Below are 22,749 nucleotides of genomic sequence, written 5' to 3' on the forward strand. Positions count from 1 at the left end.
GACCTGAAAGATAATACATAAAATAACTCTTGCTCCAAAAGAGAAGAAAGAAGGGATTTCGTGAAACAATTCGCTATCATTATTCCGGCTTATAAACCGGATCATAAATGCGAAAAACTGATAAACGAAATCTTGGCAGCCGGATTTCAACGGATTATTGTAGTCGATGATGGCAGCGGTACCGAGTACGCAACTTTTTTTGAATCCTTGGTGCCATTGCCGGAAGTAACTGTGCTGCGGCATGCAGCGAACCAAGGAAAAGGGCGTGCACTAAAGACTGCCTTCCATTACATACTCAATCAAAACCTTCCATATGAAGCGGTGATTACGGCCGATGCCGATGGCCAGCATTTGGTGACCGACATGCTGAAAATTGCCGAGCAATTATCGAGCACTCCAAACCATTTCGTAATGGGTGTTCGAGATTTCACCCACAAAGATGTGCCTTTCCGGAGCCGTTTCGGCAATCGTTTCACTCGGCTGCTGTTCCGTTTATCAACGGGCACTTCGCTCACCGATACCCAGACGGGGCTTCGCGGAATTCCAGTGAGCCAGCTGCGCCTGCTGCTGACAGTTCTCGGGGAACGGTTTGAGTACGAAATGAATATGCTCGCAGCTTTAAAGCCAAAGGGAATTCAAATAGCTGAAGTGCCGATTGAAACCGTTTATATCGATGAGAATAAATCCTCGCATTTCCATCCTTTGCGCGATTCTTTTCACATCTATAAGATTTTCCTGTTTTACGGCCTTTCGGGTGCCGCGTCATTCGGCCTCGACATCGGATTGTATTGGATTTTCCTCCAATTGTTCCGGCCGGAAGCACCGCAATTATTCATTATTTTTGCAACGGTTGCCGCACGGGTCTTATCATCCCTCTTCAATTACTATGTCAACCGCCACAAAGTATTCGGCCAAGGTTCTCGGAAGTCCTTAATTCGCTACTACTTGCTGGCCGCGTTTATCATGCTGGTTTCTGCTGGATCCGTCCATTTCCTATATGCCGAATGGCTTGGACGAGGAGAAGTCATCCTCAAAGTGCTTGTCGACACGCTGCTGTTCATTTTCGGATTCGTCGTTCAGCGTGCCTGGGTTTTCAAGAAAGAGTAAAAAAACTCCGTTTTCCTTTTTGGGGAAAACGGAGTTTTTATTGATTTTATTCCTGGTATTCAATTCGAGTGCCGCTTGGTTTTAATGCTAATGCGAGAAGCTGATCGACCACTTTCTTCCGGGTTTCAAAATCAAATGGTTCTCCGCATGGCCGCCCTAATTTGAAGGGCACATGCATTGTTCTCGGAACACCGACTGCATCGGTTACTTCGGGCAAAATCGTAATCATGGCAGTCGCGGTTCCTCTTTCTTCTAAAGCCCGGGCATACAGCCCAAGCACGTTATGGCAAGAACCTCAGCCCGGAACCAGTAAAGCGATATCCACTTGTTCATTTTCGAAAAGTGCCATGACTTTTGGAATCGCTTCTTGTTCCACTGCGCTCGTTTCAAGAATGCCGCCGTTCAATCCGACATTCACGTCCGCTACAGAGCGGATGTCGCCGTTGTCTTTAAGCGCTCTTAGCTGCGGCAAAGGAAAGACAATCGTCGGATCGGTTTTAGCAAATTTCGTATTATAGTAAATATGCGTGACCGTCAATTCCTCTTCTTGCGCTGCGGCCGGGATAAGGCGATATGTGGGGTCACCGGCAGGATTGTCAACATCGAATGGGCGATCTGATTTCAAATGGACGCCAGCGGTTGTGATTAATGCTACCTTGCATTCTCTTAAAGGCTTAGCCAGCACAGTTTCCGGAATCCCTTGACGTTCATTGACATGCTTAAGCGTGAATTTTTTATACGCTTTAGGAAAATTCGTTGAAAAAGCGACAGAAAGTTTCGATTTGACCTTTGTTTTCCGTTTCATATCTTCTGCCTCCACTTTTTATTCTTGGCCATGCGCCCAGGCAATGCGCGGATCAATTTGCCGTGACATACGCACCATTACCGGTTCAAAGCCCATACGCGGCCAAAAATAGGACGAGAGATGATTGGGCGTATGCCAATCCGTGTAAATGTAATCAAAGCCCATCTTTTTTATTTCCATGAAACAATGGTTGGCAAGCGCTCGGCCAAACCCTTTCCCGCGCATCTCCGGATTCGTTGAGGCTGCTGGAAGTTCCGCGCAATTGGATGGAACGGCTAAATTCTGCGGATCTTCTTTTCGGTAATAAATATGGAAGCCTGCAATACGTCCGCTTTGTTCAGCTAGCCAAAACAGCGCCTCTTCATCGTTCGCGACCTCGCTGTAACTTTGCTTAATCTCATCCAGAAGTTCTTTTGTTATCGGATTCCAGGAAGGGGCCGCTGCCTGATGGATGCTGTTCCAAGCAGCCATTTTCCTGAGAAGCGGGCCATCAGCCGGTGTGCCTTTTCGAAACTCCAACCCGGGCTCCGATTCATTTTCTGATGGCGTGAAATCCTTTAGCGGCAGCACCGCATATTTTTGTTCATAGCGGAAAGACTGATCCAGCATTTCTTCAATAAGAAGGGGGTGTCCAAGCGGCGCCATTAGGACATGATGAAAATAGCCATGTTTGACCCATTCCGCTCCAGCATCTGCATACAATAGCCGCAAAAGCCGAGGATGTTCATTTTCGCTGATAGCCAGAGAAGCATAATCGATGAACACATGCCTCCCGCGTTCGGCACTTTCCTTGAATTCATAGAGAAGGTAGCCGATTACATCAATTCCCCTCACTGCGACGATTCCGCTGATGTAAGGGCGGTCCAATAGCTTGCGCAATATGACTTCCGTTTCGTCAATCTCTTCAAATATGGCTTTTAAAAAAGAAAACCGCTTTCGTTCGCGTTCCTGGCGCTTTGCCAAAAGCACAGCCATCTGGCGAATATGGCGATCTTCGATACCCATAAACTGAATCAATGAAATCACTCCCCGGATTGAAGTTTGACCTCCAGCATACGATAATTCCCTGCTTCAAATGAATCTCCGAAAATAAGCGGCACCGGCTCGACAAAAATCGGGCCGTCAGCAATCACTGTATGAAACTCGCCTTCTTCCCCGCAAGCATCCACTCCGGCTGCCTCCAGTTCTTCGATTAAATCAAGTGTAAACTCCCGCCCTAAAAACTTCGGATCTAACCGTGTCGTATCCACTACCGTGATGACGGCTTTAAAGCCCTCTTCTATTAATTCTTTAAGCAATTCCTTCCGTGCTTCCTGCCATAGCGGGTGATGCACTTCCATCGTTGCCTTCGTGCTGACTTTCTGGACCCAAGCGCGGTGGTCCTCCAAATCGATGTCCCCATAGACCCCCATCTGGATTCCTTGCTCGTTGAACGTCTTTAAATGTGCGATAAACTCTTGTTCGTAGCCGGACCAATCTGCCTTTCCGATGACGAGCGGCAATCCCATCCGCTCCGCCTGCGCTTCCATTACCTCGAGCGGCAATCCATGCGAACGCGATTTCGTTCCGTCTTCTTCGAACATCGTGAATAATGCGATGGGCACATGCCCCTCCATAACGGCCCGGTAATACGCAAGCGCCGAATCTTTCCCGCCGCTCCATGACATGACAAACGTCTTCTGCATGCTGCACCTCTTTATCTGTTTTCTATTGTAGTAATTTCGACATCGTGGGATTAAATCCTTTTGGAACTCTACGCTTTTGGCGACTTGCTCGTATTTCTTTGGAAGTCGCTCAAATCCGTTGCATAGTCGCTCGTATAAGTTTTCATCCACACATTTGCAATAAAAAGGCGGCCAGAAATTTCCTGGCCGCCAATGATTTTATTTTCCTACCATGTTTTCTGGTTTAACCCATTCGTCAAACTGGTCAGCCGTTAAATGGCCGCTCTTCACAGCAGACTCTTTCAATGTTGAACCGTCAGCGTGTGCTTGTTTTGCAATAGCTGCCGCTTTTTCGTAGCCGATATGCGGGTTCAATGCGGTAACAAGCATCAATGAGTTTTTCACGTGGTTGCCGATGACATCCAAGTTCGCTTCGATGCCCACTGCACAGTGTTCGTCGAAACTGATCAAGCTATCTGTCAATAAGCGCACAGATTGCAGGAAGTTGTAAGCGATAACCGGTTTGAAGACGTTCAATTCAAAATTCCCTTGGCTCGCTGCAAATCCGATCGCTGCATCGTTCCCCATGACTTGAACCGCAACCATTGTCAACGCTTCGCTTTGCGTCGGGTTGACCTTGCCTGGCATGATCGAACTGCCCGGCTCGTTTGCAGGAATCGTGATTTCTCCGATGCCGCTGCGTGGACCGCTTGCCAACCAACGGACATCGTTAGCAATTTTCATTGCATCCGCTGCCAACGCTTTAATCGCGCCGTGCGTATAAACCATTTCGTCGTGGCTTGTCAGTGCATGGAATTTGTTTTCAGCTGAAGTGAAGGCAGTGCCTACCGCTTCCGTAATAAATTCTGCAACCGATGGACCGAATGTCGCGTCAGCATTGATACCTGTTCCGACAGCTGTTCCGCCAATCGCAAGTTCGCGCATTTCTTCAACGCTTGCACGGATCATGCGCTCACTTTTCTCAAGCATATGCTTCCAGCCGCTGATTTCCTGGCCAAGTGTAAGAGGCGTCGCGTCTTGCAAATGCGTACGTCCAATTTTGATGATGTCATCGAATTTTTTCGATTTCTCGTCCAATGTCGCTTTCAATTGCTGGATTGCTGGCAGCAATTTTTCAGTAACCGCCATAACGCCTGCAACGTGCATCGCTGTCGGGTAGGTATCGTTTGAACTTTGGGACATGTTAACATCGTCGTTCGGATGCAATTTCTCTTCCGAAGATTGCTCAGCCAAGATTTCATTGCCGCGGCGGGCCAATACTTCGTTCATGTTCATATTGGATTGTGTACCGCTTCCTGTTTGCCAAACGACCAATGGGAAATGGTCATTCCATTTGCCTGCGATCACTTCATCAGCAGCTGCTACAATCGCTTTCATTTTTGCTTCGGATAATTTTCCGAGTTTATGGTTCGCTTTCGCTGTCGCTTTTTTCAATTGAGCAAATGCCATAACAACTTCATGCGGCATACGCTCAGTGCCGATTGCAAAGTTCTGCACGCTGCGTTGAGTTTGAGCTCCCCACATTTTGTCAGCTTCTACCTGAATTTCACCAATCGTGTCTTTCTCTGTACGATATTGCATTCCATTCACTCCAATTCATTTTCTATATGTTACCTTCTCTTCTATTAAACACAAACCAATCAAAAAAAGCGACCTTTTATGCAAGAAAAGCGCAAGCGCCCGTGTAGTCTCGACAGGCTTAAGACAGAACACGCAGGAAAGACATTGGCCGACGGCAGTGAGGCCAAGTCTTTGCGACGAAGCTAGCGAAGTGATACAGGAGCACATCTTTGCCCTTCCCCGATTTCCGTAGTGGGCTGACTTAAGACCCCGAGAGACTGGGCGCTGGCGTCTGGACAATAAGAAAAGCGGAAGCGCCCAAGATCAGATCATAAGAAAAGCGCGAGCACCTTATAGCTTCGATTAGCCATAGACACTCCACGCAATAAATACTTATATTTACTAAAGTCCCCTTTAGCTTTGCTTTAGAAAAAACCCTTCAATGATTTCTTCATCTGAATGGGGAATGTGCTCACCTTTAACGATTTGCGCCCCGTTGATGCAGCCGCTCGATAAGAGGACGATATCGTTCGGTCCGCTTTCTTTCAGCGCGGCAATCACAGCATCATGCCTGGAAGTGGCCGTGACCACTTCTTGCTGATAAGGAACCGTAAAGCCTTTTAATACTTCATTGATCACATCGGTTGGATCATTGAAGCCCGGATGGTCGACAGTAACTACGAGGACATCGGCTTTTCCTTCAGCCGCTTTCGCCATCTTTGGCATCTTGGCAAAATCGCGGATGCCAATGCCCGCTATTAAAGCGATCAATCGGTTATGCTGAAGCTTGTTCACTTCACGAAGCACAAAATCCAGCGCTACCGGTGTATGCGCATAGTCCAAAATGATTTTCCGGGATTCGGGGCCTTCAATTACTTGAAAGCGCCCTTCCACTTGCGACATATTCGGCAAGACTTTAATGATTCTTTCCATATCAGCTCCCGCTAATAATGCCGCGCCGATCGCAGCTGTTAAATTCCCGGCATTGTATTCGCCGTACAGCGGAACTTCCACTAAATAACTTTGGCCTTGATAATGCAAATCGAAATTCATGCCGTTTTGCATCACCCGAATATTGTCCCAAACGAGATCTGCTCCCGAATCGCGATGCTGGCTATACGTTAAAGCCGGATAATCGACGGCCGCCAGAATCTCTTTAGACATGCCTGCATCATCGATATTGATGATGGCCGCTTTAGCTTGTTTAAATAATAGTAGTTTTGATTTTAAATAATGTTCAAATGTATGATGGTATTCCAAATGTTCTTCTGAGATATTCGTATGGATTGCTACATCAAAAACGATGCCCTCCACCCTTTTCTGATCAAGTGCAATGGAAGACACTTCCATTGCAGCTGCTCGATCTCCAAGCAGAGCCAGCTGTGAAAAAATTTGGTGGATGTCCGATGACATCGGGGTAGTCGGCGTGCTTTTCTTAACCGCCATCTTCCCTTTAGAATTCCAAATGCCTGTCGTCCCTAAAAAGCCGGAGGGGATGCCAAGGAGGTTGAAAAGGTTATAGACATACGTGGATGTCGTGGTTTTGCCATTCGTTCCCGTTACGCCAACCTTAATTAAACGATCTTGTGCATTTCCAAAAAAATGAATAGATGTCCAGGCGAGCGCCGCCTTAGAATCTTCGACAATAAGAAACGTCAACTCATCATGTTTATCGGCAAAACTTTTTAGAACTTGAGCAGCTGTGCCGATAATGGCAGAAGCCCCTTTGTCAATAGCTTCCTGAATGTATAAATGGCCGTCCGTATTTTCCCCGGCAATACAAAAAAAGGCAGTCCCTTTTTCTACATCTGCCGAGTTGTAAGCTAGAGCATTGATTTCCTGTGTCTCCGGTCCATAAAGGCCAGTAATCGAAAGACGCGGAATGCGATTGAATCGAATATCCATTGGACACCCCTTAAACATCTATTTTTTCGTGTCGGCAGTTTTCACGCCGCACATTCTATAATTCGTTGGGCTTATGATATTCACTCCATATTTTACTTATAAACTCAAAATCTTGCAAAATCAAGTCTTCTATAAATTTAATATTTCATACCTTCTGCCTATCTTTTATTACCCTAATTTCAATATAAAAAAACCGCCTGAAGCGCATTTCTGCTTTTCAGGCGGAATTAAAAGATTAAATTTCAGTTTCAATCGCTTCTTTTTCTTTCTCTGTCAGTTCATAACGCAATTGTTCGATTGTCTGGCTATAGTCATTTTTACCGGATAAATTCTCCAGCATCTCGCGCACATCGATTCCGGATGACTCTTTTAAGGTTTCCTGCAGCGACGACATCAGGTTCGTCGCATAAGAGGTGATTTTGTTCGCTCCTCCGCCTTCACCGCCGCCAGTATCCACGACTGTGATCTTATCGATATTGCTGAGCGGGCTAGCAATTTGCTTCGCGTATTCAGGAAGCATGTTGACGATCATATCAAGTGTTGCCGCTTGGCCGTACATTTCGAAGGCTTCCGCAATTTTGCGTTTGGCTTCCGCTTCTGCAAGACCTTTCAATCGGATAACATCGGCTTCCGATTCACCTTGTGCACGCTGGGAGTCGGCTTTCGCCAAACCATCCAAACGGATTTTTTCTGCGTCGGCTTTCGCCATCGCTTCCACGCGGTATTTCTGGGCATCGGCATCAGCCAATTGCTTCGACTTTTCCGCTTCGGCAGCTTGCTCAACCGAGTAGCGGTCGGCATCGGCCTTTTTCTTCACTTCTGAATCGTATTGGCGCTCCCGGCGCTGGATTTCTTTTTCTTCCAGTTCGATCTGCTTCTGGCGCTCGATGATGCGGATTTGCATTTCCTGTTCGACAACTTCCTGTTTTGAACGGGCAGTTTCGAGTTCATATGCTTGGTCGGCGCGTGCTTTCGCGCTATCCTGCTCGCGTTTGTACTCGGCCACTTTCAGCAAATTCTCTTTTTCCGCTTCGGCAATTTCAGTCGCGCGCTGGATTTCTGCACGCTGTGCATCTTTGCCGGCTTCGGCGCGTTTAATGCGCGTCTCCATTTCAGACTCGGCCGTTGCAATATCAGCATCCCGTTTCACTTGAGCGATTCTCGCTTTCCCTAAGGAATCCAGGTAGCCGTTTTTATCGCGTACATCTTTAATTGTGAAAGAGACGATGATCAATCCCATTTTCGCTAAATCATGAGATGCAACACGCTGCACTTCCTGTGAAAACTTATCACGGTTCTTATAGATTTCTTCCACTGTCATAGAGCCTAAGATTGAACGAAGATGGCCTTCCAGCACTTCTTTCGCTTCATTTTCCCGGTCTTCTTTTGACTTTCCTAAAAATTGCTCAGCGGCTGTCGCGATTTCTGAAATCGATCCGCCGATTTTGATGATGGCTGTTCCATCTGCCATTACCGGTACACCTTGTTCCGTATAAACTTCCGGCGTGGTCACTTCAAGCTTGCTGGATAAAAGACTTAGCGGCGCTGCCTGCTGGAATACAGGAAGCAAGAACGTTCCGCCGCCGCGAATGATTTTGATCCGGTTGCCCGAGTCATCTGTATGCACATTTTTCGACCCTAAATAACTTCCTGTGACAATCAGCGCCTCGTCCGGCCCGACCGTTTTGTATTTCGTGATGTAAACTCCGACAATCGCGAGCACAATAAAAGCCGCTGTACCAATTGCAATCCATGTCATTTCCATATCAATTCCCCCTTTTTATTTGTTGAATGTAATGGGTTCATAATCCCGTACATACAAGGTTCCATCGCGCACTTCAATGATCAGCACTTGCCGCTCCTGGTCAATCGCTTCATTGTCGTAGCCAGCCGCTCTTTTAGAGATCATGCCGCTGTAAGTTTCAATGACCACTTCTCCGTAGCCGTCTATCGGTATCGGGATGATCACTTTCCCGACTTGCCCGAGGAGCGCATCTTCCGTATAAGCAAGAGAAGCTTCTGCCGACGACATCGGCAAGAGAACAAAGAAATAAAGCAAGAGATCAAGAACAGCTGCACCTAATGCCGAAATGCCGAGAACCGCCATACTGCTGAGTCCTGTTGTTGCTTCTAGTACAAAGCCCATTGCTGCAACTAAGGTGAAAAATGCTAGAATGACCGCTGGATTGAAGAACGGAATGCCTTCACCCGCTTCTGCAATATCACCAAAAAATACATATAAGACCGTAAGCGCGCCGGCAAGAATAAGTGTATACATATAGACTTGTTCCATCGGCAATCCAAACAATTCCATTCCAGAACCTCCCATCTTATACATTCTATCCTATTTACGGATAAGCCCTTCGAAAGTTTCAGAATTCTTGAACAAAAAAATAAAACCCGGCCTTTTAATAAAGGTCAGGTTTAGCAAATTCAATTTCATGGAAGCCATTCACGAGCCGAAAACCAATTCCGAGATAACCGTCAGAAAGCAATTGCTGCTGTTTCGGCAAGTCATCAATTTTCGCACTGGTATGGCCAGTAAAATGAGGAGCCGGATTTTTTAAGTCTTTCACTAAAATGTAGCGGCGCATGCCTCCGTATTTTTCTTTTAATGCGGCAATATGCATATCCTGTGTGAATTTGTCTTTTAAGCTCGGAATATTCATCGGCGCTACCGTACAGCATACATATCGGAACTGTTCCTTTAAATTCGGCAATTCTTTCATGATGACTTCAGCCAGTTTTTGCTGCAGACGATTGCCGCGGTATTCCGGCAGAACGGCCGATATTTCCTGATAAATGACATGCGGCAATTCCGCTTCCGGCAAACCAATGTCCAGTCCAAGATGCTCTTCATCAATTTCCGGGATCAGCAATGCCCGAAACCCAATTAATTGATCGTCTACATAAGCACCGATCAATAATCCGCGTTCATTTAAGATGAAGAGAAATTCCTCAGTCGTTAATGGCTGGAGCACAGCTTTTTCCGGAAGCGATTTGATGACCAGTTCCTGCACTTTCTCTATGGCAGGCAAATCTTCTAAGTATAATCGTTTCATATAGAAAGGCTGCTTTTTACGAAGCACTTGATTGTTGATGGTGCCTTCATATAAAAATTTCATAGCCATTCCCCCACTGTCTTGATATGTTAATTTTAGAATACCATTTCCAAAGTCACCCGTGTTGCCCTTTTGATAGAAACTCTTAATTTTTATCAGAAAATTAGTATATTATTTATAAATGGTCTTCAAGAATCCGGAAATCTGTTTTTTATTCGCTAAGTAAATGGATTGATTGCCAGGATCTGCTTCTGAAAATTGCTGCATCCGTTTATTCATTTTGTTTTTACGCTCAGCATATGTTGTAACGATAAATTTCAGAAACGCTAAATCCATTTTTTCTGTACAGCCATCAGCCATATCTGGCCGGTTCTTTCCAATATGGGTCATCCATCTTTTTAACACCCGATAAAGGCAAACCCAAAGCGGAAGCTCCAGATAAATGAAGGTATCCGCTTTCGCTATACGGATATCAAAACTATTGCTGTAATTTCCCTCAATGATCCACGCATCGCCTTTGACGATTTCTTCCTGTGCTGCCCGAAATTCCGCCAACTCGGATTCAACCCATCCCGCTTTCCAATAATACGAATCCAAATGATGGACCGGCAAATCCAATTTCTCCCCTAACTCTGCAGCAAACGTCGATTTGCCTGCTCCCGCCGACACTCCGACAACCATGATTTTCTTCATTGTCCATCCCCCTTTTACACAGTCTTTTTAGTATATAGAAAATCAATTCAAAAAAATAGATGAGCTAATTTCAGCTAAGTACTTGCAATATCTGTAACCCCATGTTATTCTAAGGAAGAATTATTTTTGTTCGGATAACTTTTTATAAAGTGTCAGATGTTCATCTGCAAGATTTGAGCAAGGATAGTAATACAATGTATGCATTCGCATACGAGGAGGAAACACACATGGAACAAGGTAAAGTAAAATGGTTTAACTCAGAAAAAGGATTCGGCTTCATCGAGCGCGAAGGCGGAGACGACGTATTCGTACACTTCTCAGCTATCCAAAGCGAAGGATTCAAATCTTTAGACGAAGGTCAAGAAGTTACTTTCGACATCGAGCAAGGCCAACGCGGTCTTCAAGCTACTAACGTACAAAAAGCTTAATTTTAAGCTCTTATTACGGACTCTCCTTTTGGAGGGTCCGTTTTTTTATGGATTTTGCACTGTCCCTTTGGCGAACGCGCGCATTTTCTTTTGAACGCGCACAAATCGTTTTGAACGCGCATATTCTCTCCTGAACGTGCACAAACTACCACGAACGACCACGAACGACCCTATCCCCATACATCGAACTCCTCTCTTCTCAACACAGCTAAATCCAGCCGTTTCTCTCCACTTTCATCCAAAATAGAAAAGAAGGCGGAAAAAATTTCCCGCCTTCTTTTTATTGTGTTGGATTCAAGTTAAAGTACAACTGGAATCCAAAGAATATCAACGCGCATGCCAGAATGGTGCCGATGATGACATATATGGCCAATTTCTTTCCATCCATGCTCTTCACTCCTTTATTCTTTGGATGATTCGCTATCGCTTATGAGCGATCCTATTTTCTTTATCGTACACCTTCAATTAATTTTACAACAGCATAGGCGCCTGTGCTCTTATTGGATAGTACGGTTAAGGTGCTGCCGTCTTCCGGATAATAAGCCGAATGGAAACTCACCCCTGGGTCGTAGCCCATCACATGGAACTTCTTCACTTCGCTGTCGTGCCGGTCAATCCAAACGCCATAGCCGTATTCCCCGTCTTCATCTCCGGCATGCGGCGTCAGCATCCGTTCAGTCATTCCCCTCGATAACAAACCCGCCCCCATCAGCTGATCCCAGAAGGATGCCATATCTTCAGCAGTCACATAAGCCCCGCCATCTGCCCCGCCTTTAATAGGCAAAGCGTATTGGTTCGTTCGCCACGAGCTTCCTTCCTCGATATAACCGAAAGCGGTCTGTGCCGGAAGCTGATCCATCCGGAAATACCCCGATGCACTCATTCCTGCACGTGCAAAAATTTGTTCTTCTACATAATCAGTAAATGCCTTACCCGAAATGTTCTCAACCACAAGCCCGAGTGCGATGAAGCCAGCATTGTTGTAATGGAACTTTGCTCCAGGTTCGAACATCATAGGCGCGTCTTTGAATAAAGGCACGAAATCCATTCCCGTTTTCATCAAATACATCGGATGCTGAATCCATAATTCTTCGAAATCATCCATCGTCTCTTCATCGAAATAATCAGGAATCCCTGAAGTATGGGTCAGCAACTGATGGATGGTGACATCAAAATTCGGGAAAATTTCCGGCAGCAATGCCGAAAGCCGGTCTTCAAACGTGAGCTTTCCCTCTTCGGCCAATTGACAGATAGCCACCGCCGTAAAGATCTTACAGCCGGAAGCGATGCCGAAACGGGTATCAATTGCGTTCGGCCGTTCATTGGCCCGATCTGCAAAGCCTTTTGCAGCCATCCACGGATTTTCTTTCTTCCATAGAACAGCTCCCGAAAAATCCATTTCTTCCATTCCGTCAGAAATAGGATTATCGGTTGAGGCTTGCTGGTAATTTCCTTCTTCATCAATGACAATCTGGCGGCCGTCCCGCAATTCAATCGACAACGGATGCACTTCGCTCTTCTGTTTTGAAAAATACCAAACCCGCTTAGGGGCAACAAGGAGGATAAAGGCATCGCCGCTTCCCAGGAAGTTTAAAGCGGAAGGCTCAATTCCTTTATTGCCGCGGACCGGAATTTCCAGACTTTCCAGCTGCTCTCCCACTTCTTTTACGTGCGGGGTCGTGATGCTGACTTCGCTAATATTCAGCAGCGAGTCGATAGAGAAATTCCCCATCCGGTCTACGTTCCGACGGCCGATAAATTCCACCACATTGCCTGCCGGATCTTGAAAATAAAAAGCATCTGCATCAAAGTTCGCGTAATAGATTTCGTCCATGCCTTCCTGACGGTTCAAGTCTACACGCGAACTGGCCCAGCTTTTAGCAAGCGAAAACTGATTGCCCGGAATATTGAATGCGAAATGGTAGCTGGCTGCGCGGTCACTTTCAGCAAAGACCAGTTGGGAATCTCCAATAGACAAAGTAAAACTTGCGGCGTCTTCTTCGACAATCCGAAAACCCATCTGATACTCATAGAAACCTTTCATCTCTTCTAATCGATTTGTATATAAAACGACTTTTTTGAACATGAAATCACCTCTTCCTTTAAGCATACCGAACTTGTTCCTTTTTTTCCTCTATAAAATTATCAGACAACGAAAAAGGCTGTTCCTTTCCCTTGAGTCCACAAGGAAACGAACAGCCTTACTCGATAGAATTTCTACCGCATTCGATGATTAGTTTTTCGCTAAGTCGTTGGAAACTTTGCTGAGTTCAAATACTTCTTTAAAGTTCACTTTTTCGCCTTCCTGCAAACGTTTCTTGTATTCAGCAGTCGCTGTGAAAAGAACATCTGTCGACGAATTAAGCGATGTTTCAAATGAGTCTTGCAAGACGCCGATGATAAAGCCGACACCTACTACTTGCATCGCTACATCAGCCGGAACTCCGAACAAGCTGCATGCCAATGGAATCAATAGGAGCGAACCGCCCGCGACGCCTGAAGCCCCGCATGCACATACAGCTGCCAGCACACTCAAGATGACGGCTGTCGGAAGATCCACTTGAATGCCAAGCGTGTTTACAGCAGCCAGCGTCAAAACTGAGATTGTTACGGCAGCACCTGCCATATTGACAGTCGCGCCTAACGGAATCGATACCGAATACGTTTCTTTATCCAGACCTAACTTTTCGCATAAAGTCATGTTGACTGGAATATTCGCTGCCGAACTCCGTGTGAAGAATGCAGTAATGCCGCTTTCTCTTAAACACTTGAATACAAGCGGATACGGATTTTGGCGGATATTGATGAAGACGATGATTGGATTGACGACAAGCGCCACCACAAGCATACAGCCGATCAATAGAGCTAATAGCTTTCCATAGCTTAATAAAGAAGAAAGCCCATTTGCTGTAATCGACTCAATTACCAAACCAAAGATTCCAAGTGGAGCAAATTTAATAACCCATCCGACCATTTTCGCAATGGCCTCTGAGAAATTCGTAATGGCAGTTTTCGTTGAATCAGCAGCATTTCGAAGTGCCAATCCGAGAACAATCGCCCAAGCCAAAATGCCGATATAATTTGCATTGATCAGGGCATTCGCGGGATTATCGACCACGTTCAGCACTAAAGTCTTGATGACTTCAATTGCATTGCCTGGCGGTTCCAACCCTTCTGCCCCCTGCGTAAGCGTAATGCTCACCGGGAAGATAAAACTAGCCACAACTGCGATTAAGCCTGCTAAAAATGTACCTAATAGATAAAGGAAAACAATTGCTTTCATATTCGTCTGCTGCCCTTTTTTATGCTGGGCAATTGATGCCATAACCAAGAACAGTACCAGTACCGGCGCGATTGCTTTTAAAGCGCCGACAAATAAGGTTCCGAGAATGGTGAATGATTCGGCTATCTCTGGAATTAAAACAGCAAGTAAAACCCCTAGAACCAGACCGATCAATATTTGTTTCACAAGACTAATCCGATTCCACATCTTCAATAATTTCATACCCGTTCCCCCTTGATGATTTTCAACTAGCATTACACGACATCCAGCGCCCTGCTGTTCATTGCTTTCAGCAGCTATCCCCTTTGGACATCGGTAAATGGTTAATCTAATCCTATTCTATAGAAAGGGAGGACTGAATTAAACAAATTTTTTATAAAATCAAATTTAATTTTCTTCATTTGATTCATATGGACTGCTGTGTTATTTTAACCGCCTATAATTCAGGGACTAAATGTCAGCCCTCGGGATTTCCTGCCTTTCCATCTAAATCATTTGCATAGAAAAAGACCGCCCTCAAACGAGGACGTTCTTTTTTCGTTAAGACAAGGAACCGATAAATTGCAATTCTTCGATGCTCCGTTGATCAGCCTGGCCGCTTAAGATGCTTTCGACATCAGCCAAAGTCTGTTCAAGAGATACCGTCTGCCCTTTCTGTCCGGTGAATTCTTCCGCAGTATAGAAGGCTTGGGTGAAATATGCTTCAAGCAGCTCGCCCTTACGATACGTCACCAAATCTGCTTCACTGATTTTATCGAGACCCCGCACTTGTACGAGCGATCGAAGTTCGCGGTAACGGCGCAGCACCTTCTGCGTACGTTGGCGCAATTGGAAATGGCGTTCATCCAGCTGAGCGTCTTCAAGCAAAGAGGAAGTGGAATGAAGCGGGCTTAATGCCGGATATTGATGGCGGGCAGCTAAATCTGCATCCAATTGCCACACTGTCTCAAGCGGCCCAAAAGGAAAATCATCGTCTACCGCTTCACCAGATAAATCGACTAGCAAGGTGGTCAAGGATTCATGCCCCAGCTGTTCCTGTATTTCAAAAAGGGCGCCTGAATCCACATGGCTTTTGTCAGTTACAAGAACCGCTTCTTTTCCGACCTCTTTTAACTTAGCTATTGTCTCTTCGATCGTTTCTGTCAGATGGCTTGCCAGTTCAGTAATGCCTTCCAATTCTACCGGAGATCCTGCCGGAACTAAGAAAACGGTGGAAAGGTTCTGCTCTTGATAGCGGTGCAGAAGTTCTGCAACGATGACCAATTGCCCCATTCCAGGACGTGCGATAATACCCGTCGATCCATTTTTCACAACGGGTGCGAAAAAGTCTAAAGCTTTGATTCCTGTTTCAATCATCTTCATCTTCTCCCCTCGAAGTATCAATTCATCTACCGTGCAATTTGCTAGTTTTGCGAGGCCGACCAAAGTTTTCACTTCCGCCTTCCCGAGATCGATTTTTCCTGTACACAAATTCGATACTGTAGCTGGACGAATGCCTACTTCTTTTGCAGCAGTTGTTAAATTAGGCACCCTTTTTCTAAGCAACGGAACATTCAATCGGATATCTTCCATTTCATCTCCTCCTTACTTTATATCGTAAAATAAATTACGTTAAAAAGCAATAAAAATTCTTTATAACGTAATTTATTTTACGCCAAAAAGAAAAACCCTTCGATTTGAAGGGTTTAAAAGGTGAATTCCAGTCGTACCATGTCCCGGCACACCAAGCCGTTTTCAATAATTGGCTCTGGATAATAGCGGGTGAAAAAATCTCGGTCAATGGACTTCATCCGAAAACCGCATTTTTGATACAAGGCTAACTGAGCGAAACTTGAATTTCCTGTACCGATTTCCACATGCCGGAACCCGGCTTTTCGGGCTTCATCCAGTGCATGCTCAATCATTCTTTTGCCATAGCCTTTGCCTCTTTCCATTTCAGCCACCGCAATATTTTTTATTTCGGCAGCTGATTCCGACAGTGGCAAAAGCACGTAGACGCCAACCACTTGGCCGTCCAATTCTGCCACATAGCAATGCCCTTCAACCAAATAAAGGCGGATTAGCAGTTCTGAAGGATCGGCTTCAAGGAGCAAGTCCATGGGCGGCGCTTCGCCTTTTGCAAGCAGGCGGATATCCATTACTTCGGCTCTTTAAAACCTTGGTCGATCAAATAATCTTCGGCATCGCTAAACGTTCCGAAGCTTTCTTCCAGGTTTTTGCCTGTGTAGATATTCCAGAAAGGCTCTTCGTAAACCAAATCCAGCTTTTCGTTGTCGCGGTTGGTCCACGTCTTATCATATGGCGGTTCCGGCTCAAGGGATAAGTAATCCAATGAATCTGCAACGATGCTGCGAAGTTCCTTTTCAGAGAAATCGCGTACGTTAACAAAGCCCCGATCATCCGCTTCATACTGCGGCAAGTTTCCGACATAGACAAAACCGTTGCCGTTCGGATGCAAATGATAGACCACAATTTTCTTGTCGTACAAGCTTTCTTCGTAATGGAAATTCACACGCTTCATCGATACGTCTTTACGCGTCAATTCTGGGAACGATTCAATAATCGCCAGTTTCTGTTCAAATGTTAACAATAGACTTACCCCGTTTCTTAAGTTCGCTCTGCCCTTAGTATAACACGGACAATGGATTCCGACACAACTGCTTCAACGATTCGCCAACTCCGAAATCCACTGTACTTTCATCTCCTGTAGACTGTGAATGGTTCCAGCAGGACCGCTGACTGCGATCAGTAGTTCCACCAATACCCTATTTCTTTAAAAGCCACATCCCATAACATCACTTCGCCTTCAATCGTGATAATAAGTTCATTGACTTTTTCCATGGCAGTTTCAGAAGCATTCGGATAATTCATCCCTTTATCTACGGAATAGGAATCTACTTCTTTGCCATCAACAGAAATGCGGATCTGTCCCTTATCGCTTTTTGCATTGGCCGGGATTCCGTAGTTTAAAGAAAGCACGATATCTTTTCCATCCAATTTATAGGAGAATTCTGTTGTACCTTGACCATTTCCCTTATACAAGTTTTTTGTGGGTTCGACTTTTACGGGGCCCACCTTAAAACTTTGATAGGGTCCACCAGGCATTTCTCCGACCTCATTCAAAGCTATTTCTGGACCTTCTACTGGCGTTACCATTTTATTTAGCAACTCTGAAAAACCAATTACTGCAATCGACAAGATAATGATAGATATGCATGTGACACTGGCTCTCTTCGCCCTATTCGTATAGTGAGATCCAAGTCGGTACGCATAAAAACCGATTGTTGCACCGACGGTATTCACCAATGCATCGTCTATATCAAAACTGCCGAGAAACGTCAGCATTTGTATCGTCTCTAATGCAAGAATTCCAATGAAAAATAAGAAGATGAATTTAAGGAATTTCCAGCGCTGCAACAAAGGGATCAAGATGCCAAATGGAATAAAAGCAGCCAAATTCCCTATGTTAAAAAACCAAAGGTGGAAATATTTTAAATCCGACATGTTTGGAAATTTTAATGCGAGTGTATGGGGTATGAGATTAAATTGGTATTCGTTAGCCCCTCCCGCTGCAGTTGGTCTTCCAAAGCCAAAGAACATGAAATAGACAATTAGGATTGAATAGATGAACAAAATGCTCCAGATAATCTTACGTTGTTTTGTACTCATAAGTTTCCAGCCTTTCTGCACCAAGCATCCCGAAATTTTCTCTGAACTAGATTGATATTCTCTTTATCTATAAAAATAACTGACAATGTTAAAGAATTAAGCAGGAAAAACCTTAAGAATTTCTTAAATTGCAAACCGGTCTGGTTTCTATCGTTTCGCCGCATCTCGCCAATTGAATTTAAAAACAAAAAAGCTGCCCGCAGGCAGCTTTTTCTCTTAGCGTTTATTTTGTTTATTACCGAATGGCCACCAAACCCCACGGTCGAATGAAACCGAAACTGCTGGAATCAGAAGTGGCAGCACAATCAAGCCATACAATAGCAATCCTGTGATAACGATTGTTGCAATCTGCACGAGGCTCAAGACGCCGGACGGCATCATTGCACCGAATGTACCCGCCAGGATGATGGCAGCGGTGATGATGACCGTACCCATTTTCGCCATGGAAGTTCTCATCGCATCGCGAACGCTGATGCCATTGAATGACTCTTCGCGGAAACGGTCCAATAGGAAGATCGAGTAATCGACTCCAAGGGCAACGAGCATGACGAAGCCGAAGAATGGAACCGCCCAGCTGATGCCGTCATAGCCAAGGCCGTTGACGAAAATCAGTTCCGCAATAGAAATGGATGTGTAATAGGTCAATAATAACGACCCGATCATGTACAGCGGCATGATCAACGAACGGAATAGGATCGCCAATACCACGAACAAGCTGATTAACATGATTGTCACTGTGTTGGTGAAATCATTTGAAGATACATCTTGAAGATCGCTGTTGATGCTCGAAATTCCGCTAAACGCAATTTCTGTATCTTCGAGCGGCGTGTTTTTCGCACTCCGTTCTACCGCGTCTTTAATATTAGCCGTTGTTTCAATGGCTCCATGGGAATAAGGATCATCCGATAAAATGACCTCCATTGTTACTCCTGTCCCATCTGCAAATGCATAGCGGTCTATCACTTGTTCAAAATCTTCACTTTCAAGGGTTCCTTCCGGAATGAACAAGCCTGTATCGCGAACCGTTTCACTATCGCTCATCGTCTGCATCATATCGACGGCTTCTGTCAACCCGGCTTCAATCTCTCCTAAACCTTCATTCGCAGCGCTAATGCCTTCTGAAAGTTGGGAAATGCCTGCACCGAGTTCTCCCGCTTGTCCAGCTGCGCCTTCCAGCCCTTGCTGGATTTGCGTAAGCCCTCCGCTAATTTGCGACAAAGCGCCAACCGTTTGCTGGATATTGCCTGTTGCCTGCAACCCTTGCGTCACTTGGCCAAGTTGGCCGTTCAATTGAGCTAAGCCAGCTGCAGCATCGCCTAAGCCGCCTGCTCCGCCAGTTTGGCCACTGACGCCGGATAATCCGTTTTCGATTTCTGTAAGGCCGGCTTGAACTTCCCCGAGGCCATCGCGTGCTTCGGTTAATCCATCAGCCAATAAGCCCAGCTGTTCATCTACATACAATTCATTAATCACTTCGCCTGTAGGGCGTGTAATGGCACGAACGTTTTCAACGCCGTCCACTTTTTCGATTTCTCTGCTCAATGCTTCAAAATAAGGAACAGTCGTTTCATTAATTAACGATTCATCTGATTTAACAACAACTTCCACCGGCAAGGAATCTCCTTTGCCGAAGCCTTTTTCAATGGCGCGGAGCCCTTTCACCGATTCGTATTCCGAACCGATTTCGTCTACCGTATTAAACGATAGCGAGTTGTTATACGTAAACAATAGCGGAACAGTAATGACCGCTACGACAAGCATCGACAATAACGGACGGTTGATCGACAGTTTGCTCATCGCAATCCAAAGATTGCTGTCTTTATGGGCAGCCGATTTTTTCGCCGGCCAGAATAATTTCTCTTTTAGTAATGACATAAAGAACGGTACGACAGTAAACAATACGAGCAGCAGAACGAAAATACCGACCGCTACTGCAACAGCTGATTTAAAAATCGGGAATTCCGCAAATCCGATAGCGAAGAAACCGATAAATACGGCGATTCCGCTGATCAGCAGCGTTCTTCCTGCTGTCTTATACGTATTGATGATCGATTCTTCGACCCCATGCCCAGCAGCCAGCTCTTCTTTATAGCGGCTTAGCAGCAAGATACAGTAATCCGTCCCGATTCCGAAAAGAATCGCTACAAGGAAAATCTGCGTATAGTTTGATACCGGGAAGCCAAACCAATCAATGAAAAAGGCCACAATTGATTGGCTCAACAGATAAGAAATACCCACTGCGATAAGCGGTATAAACGGTGTTACGATTGAACGGAACACTGCAAGCAAGAGGCCGAATATCAATACGACCGTGATGACTTCTGTCCGTTTCAACCCTTCCTGTGCGCTGATATTCACGTCGTTATTGATAATCGCTTCACCTGTAATATAAGCAGTCATATCGTCAGGAAGGATGGATTCGCGAATTTCATCCGCTACTTTGTTCACTTCTTCATCTGTTCCATCGACTGTGACTGGGATCAAGACCGTTTGCCCGTTTTCTGAAATCAATTGCTCTTCCAGTTCAGGGCTTTCAACAGGATTTAACACACTCGTAATCGGATCCCCTAAAGCTTCCACTTCTGAAGCAAGGGAAGAAAGGGATTCCTTCATGCTTTCGTCTAAATCATCTTCAAGTTCAATGACTAGGGAAATCGTTTGTTCCGCGGCTCCAGCGTCTGATAAGATCGTAGCTGCCAATTGGGAAGAGGCTTCTTCAGAAAGCTGGAAAGACCCTGCTTCTTCTGCCTGCTCCGTTAAATTGGGAGCCAGTAAAAACAAAGCGACCGTCAACACGATCATGGCAATCGTGATCGGCCATTTCAGTTTCAATACCGTTTTCATTTATTCCACTCCATCCATTTTGATAATATGGCTCAATTTCCGGAAAAACGACAGAAATTGTTCGATTTCCTCGTCTTCGATATTGCGCGCTAAAAGGTTCTCAATATACTCGGTCACTGCTTTATCCGACTTCATAAGAATCTCTTTTCCCTTGTCTGTCAGTTCAATAAACTTCTCTCTTCGATCTTGCTGATCTTCCTGAACAATCCGGATCACTTCTTTTTGCAGCAATTTTTTGATCCTGTTGGAAATCGCACTTTTATGTACGGACTGCAAGACCGCAAGCCGGCTGGAAGTAATCTTCCCTTCTTTGCCAATCAACTTCAGCATCTGCATCTGTTCCGGGGAATACTCTTTCCAAAGCGGATTATCTACGCCTTTGATGACTTTTTCCGTTCCATAAAACATCACTTCCTGGAAAAGATCAACGGCCTCTTTTATTCGGTCATCCAACTAGTTCACCCCCTAAACCAATATCACTAGTTTAGGGGGTGAACTAATCAGAGTCAAGCAATACGCTACACAAAAAAATCCCAGCAGGCACGGGTGGCCGACTGGGATTTCTTTAAACTTCTTTTGTGGCGGTATGACGGATTTCCTGTCTGCGCGCATAAACGTTTTTAGCGATCGTCTTAATAACTGCATATACCGGGATAGCTAGGATGATGCCCCATAATCCGGCAATATTTCCCGCCGCTAAAATCAAGGTAATGACAGTCAATGGATGGACATCCAGCGATTTCCCCATGACATTCGGTGTAATGAGGTTGCTCTCAATCTGCTGGGCAATGAGCATGATAATGGCTACGTAAACGGCCATGATCGGATCTTGCACGAGCGCTATGATGATGGCAGGAATGACCGCAATATATGGCCCTAAAAACGGAATGACATTGGTGAACATGCCAATTAATGCCAACAATAATGCGTAATCCAAGCCAATGATCAGATAGCCGATCAACAGCATCACCCCAACAAGGAAACTGACGAACAGCTGTCCTTGAATATAGGCTTGCAGCGTTTCATCCACATCACTCAAAGTTTTTCGAATCCAGGTTTTGCGCTCTCCTTTAAAGAATCCGGCTACAAACGGCGCGAATTTCTGATGATCTAAAAGAAGATAGATTAAGAAAAACGGAACGAGCACAAGGGTAACGACACCGGATACAAAACTCGCTAAGAACGAAATGACCCAGCCGCCGATATTGCTGGCAAATTCTCCAACGCGTCCTTGCAGTCCGTTGATCTGCTCCTCAATGGAATCTGGCAATCGATCCCGTTGATTGAATAGGTACATGCCGTAATCTTCTACATCTTCGATGATTGCAGGTGCGTTATCAACCAAGGAATTTACTTGTTTCGTCACCATTGGACCGATCATCGCATAAAACAGATAAAATACGAGAACGATTAATAGAATAATGGTAATGACTCCGGCCCATCGAGGAAATTTTCTCTTTTCTAAAAAATGCAGAATTGGGCGGCTCAAGTAGAATAGGACTCCCCCAAGCAATAGCGGTACAAATACGGTTTGTGCAATAATGAACAACGGATCAAATATAGCTTGGACTTCAATGAATAATCGTATGATTACTAAAGTTAATATAATTCCAATGCCTACTTGAAACCATAATTTATTGGTCAAAGCGATTCACTTCCTTTCTTCTATCGTGTATACCCAGTTTACCATGAAATATCATTTATATTT

21 protein-coding genes are annotated in these 22,749 nt (G+C 45.2%); 2 read left to right on the forward strand and 19 right to left on the reverse strand.

The window, feature by feature from the left end:
* Window positions 1–60 precede the first annotated feature (60 nt).
* Complete coding sequence (locus tag NFU07_RS09895) at window positions 61–1,107, forward strand: bifunctional glycosyltransferase family 2/GtrA family protein (RefSeq protein WP_251477534.1); 1,047 nt, start codon at window positions 61–63, stop codon at window positions 1,105–1,107.
* Window positions 1,108–1,153: 46 nt separating this feature from the next.
* Here NFU07_RS09895 and NFU07_RS09900 read toward each other — a convergent pair whose 3' ends face one another.
* From NFU07_RS09900 to NFU07_RS09945, 10 genes are all read right to left on the reverse strand, one after another.
* Window positions 1,154–1,336, reverse strand: coding sequence for a hypothetical protein (locus NFU07_RS09900; RefSeq protein ID WP_251477537.1), 183 nt, complete (start codon window positions 1,334–1,336; stop codon window positions 1,154–1,156).
* Between the two features lie 66 nt (window positions 1,337–1,402).
* Complete coding sequence (locus tag NFU07_RS09905; protein ID WP_251477539.1) at window positions 1,403–1,912, reverse strand: glycine/sarcosine/betaine reductase selenoprotein B family protein; 510 nt, start codon at window positions 1,910–1,912, stop codon at window positions 1,403–1,405.
* Between the two features lie 18 nt (window positions 1,913–1,930).
* Entirely contained in the window at window positions 1,931–2,929 is a 999-nt protein-coding gene (locus tag NFU07_RS09910) for a GNAT family N-acetyltransferase (protein WP_251477542.1), read from the reverse strand.
* Between the two features lie 5 nt (window positions 2,930–2,934).
* On the reverse strand, window positions 2,935–3,597 hold the full coding sequence (locus NFU07_RS09915) for a Dph6-related ATP pyrophosphatase (RefSeq protein ID WP_251477544.1): 663 nt from the start codon (window positions 3,595–3,597) through the stop codon (window positions 2,935–2,937).
* 198 nt (window positions 3,598–3,795) lie between these two features.
* Window positions 3,796–5,178 carry a class II fumarate hydratase gene (gene fumC / locus NFU07_RS09920; RefSeq protein WP_251477547.1) on the reverse strand — a complete coding sequence of 461 codons (1,383 nt, stop codon included), beginning with the start codon at window positions 5,176–5,178 and terminating at the stop codon, window positions 3,796–3,798.
* Between the two features lie 393 nt (window positions 5,179–5,571).
* Window positions 5,572–7,062: a UDP-N-acetylmuramoyl-L-alanyl-D-glutamate--2,6-diaminopimelate ligase gene (locus NFU07_RS09925; protein ID WP_251477550.1), complete on the reverse strand. Its 1,491-nt coding sequence runs from the start codon at window positions 7,060–7,062 to the stop codon at window positions 5,572–5,574.
* A gap of 235 nt (window positions 7,063–7,297) precedes the next feature.
* Window positions 7,298–8,827, reverse strand: a complete 1,530-nt coding sequence (locus tag NFU07_RS09930) for a flotillin lipid rafts scaffold protein FloT (protein ID WP_235198092.1) — start codon at window positions 8,825–8,827, stop codon at window positions 7,298–7,300.
* Window positions 8,828–8,842: 15 nt separating this feature from the next.
* Window positions 8,843–9,376: an NfeD family membrane protein gene (locus NFU07_RS09935; protein WP_235198091.1), complete on the reverse strand. Its 534-nt coding sequence runs from the start codon at window positions 9,374–9,376 to the stop codon at window positions 8,843–8,845.
* A 94-nt stretch (window positions 9,377–9,470) separates the two neighbouring features.
* Complete coding sequence (locus tag NFU07_RS09940) at window positions 9,471–10,187, reverse strand: hypothetical protein (RefSeq protein WP_251477554.1); 717 nt, start codon at window positions 10,185–10,187, stop codon at window positions 9,471–9,473.
* A gap of 108 nt (window positions 10,188–10,295) precedes the next feature.
* The gene (locus NFU07_RS09945) at window positions 10,296–10,817 is read right to left on the reverse strand and encodes a P-loop NTPase family protein (protein WP_251477557.1); all 522 of its coding nucleotides are present in this window, start codon (window positions 10,815–10,817) and stop codon (window positions 10,296–10,298) included.
* Between the two features lie 227 nt (window positions 10,818–11,044).
* Here NFU07_RS09945 and NFU07_RS09950 point away from each other — a divergent pair, with 227 nt between their 5' ends.
* Window positions 11,045–11,245, forward strand: coding sequence for a cold-shock protein (locus NFU07_RS09950; protein WP_006830093.1), 201 nt, complete (start codon window positions 11,045–11,047; stop codon window positions 11,243–11,245).
* A 448-nt stretch (window positions 11,246–11,693) separates the two neighbouring features.
* Here NFU07_RS09950 and NFU07_RS17750 read toward each other — a convergent pair whose 3' ends face one another.
* The 9 genes from NFU07_RS17750 to NFU07_RS10000 form a co-directional block, all read right to left on the reverse strand.
* Entirely contained in the window at window positions 11,694–13,331 is a 1,638-nt protein-coding gene (locus NFU07_RS17750; protein WP_309296772.1) for a serine hydrolase, read from the reverse strand.
* A gap of 147 nt (window positions 13,332–13,478) precedes the next feature.
* Complete coding sequence (gene sstT / locus NFU07_RS09965; protein ID WP_251477560.1) at window positions 13,479–14,750, reverse strand: serine/threonine transporter SstT; 1,272 nt, start codon at window positions 14,748–14,750, stop codon at window positions 13,479–13,481.
* 318 nt (window positions 14,751–15,068) lie between these two features.
* Window positions 15,069–16,100: an ATP synthase beta subunit C-terminal domain-containing protein gene (locus NFU07_RS09970; RefSeq protein ID WP_251477563.1), complete on the reverse strand. Its 1,032-nt coding sequence runs from the start codon at window positions 16,098–16,100 to the stop codon at window positions 15,069–15,071.
* A gap of 113 nt (window positions 16,101–16,213) precedes the next feature.
* Window positions 16,214–16,666, reverse strand: a complete 453-nt coding sequence (locus NFU07_RS09975) for a GNAT family N-acetyltransferase (protein WP_251477566.1) — start codon at window positions 16,664–16,666, stop codon at window positions 16,214–16,216.
* On the reverse strand, window positions 16,666–17,118 hold the full coding sequence (locus NFU07_RS09980) for a hypothetical protein (protein WP_251477569.1): 453 nt from the start codon (window positions 17,116–17,118) through the stop codon (window positions 16,666–16,668). Before NFU07_RS09980 ends, NFU07_RS09975 begins: the two co-directional genes overlap by 1 nt.
* 155 nt (window positions 17,119–17,273) lie before the next feature.
* Window positions 17,274–18,197 carry a VanZ family protein gene (locus tag NFU07_RS09985; RefSeq protein WP_251477572.1) on the reverse strand — a complete coding sequence of 308 codons (924 nt, stop codon included), beginning with the start codon at window positions 18,195–18,197 and terminating at the stop codon, window positions 17,274–17,276.
* 216 nt (window positions 18,198–18,413) lie between these two features.
* Window positions 18,414–21,041, reverse strand: coding sequence for an MMPL family transporter (locus NFU07_RS09990; RefSeq protein WP_251477575.1), 2,628 nt, complete (start codon window positions 21,039–21,041; stop codon window positions 18,414–18,416).
* Window positions 21,042–21,494: a MarR family winged helix-turn-helix transcriptional regulator gene (locus tag NFU07_RS09995; protein ID WP_251477578.1), complete on the reverse strand. Its 453-nt coding sequence runs from the start codon at window positions 21,492–21,494 to the stop codon at window positions 21,042–21,044.
* Window positions 21,495–21,606: 112 nt separating this feature from the next.
* Window positions 21,607–22,686: an AI-2E family transporter gene (locus NFU07_RS10000; protein ID WP_251477584.1), complete on the reverse strand. Its 1,080-nt coding sequence runs from the start codon at window positions 22,684–22,686 to the stop codon at window positions 21,607–21,609.
* Window positions 22,687–22,749 lie beyond the last annotated feature (63 nt).

It is taken from the genome of Planococcus sp. NCCP-2050 (assembly GCF_023708025.1).
Taxonomy (GTDB): Bacteria; Bacillota; Bacilli; order Bacillales_A; family Planococcaceae; genus Planococcus.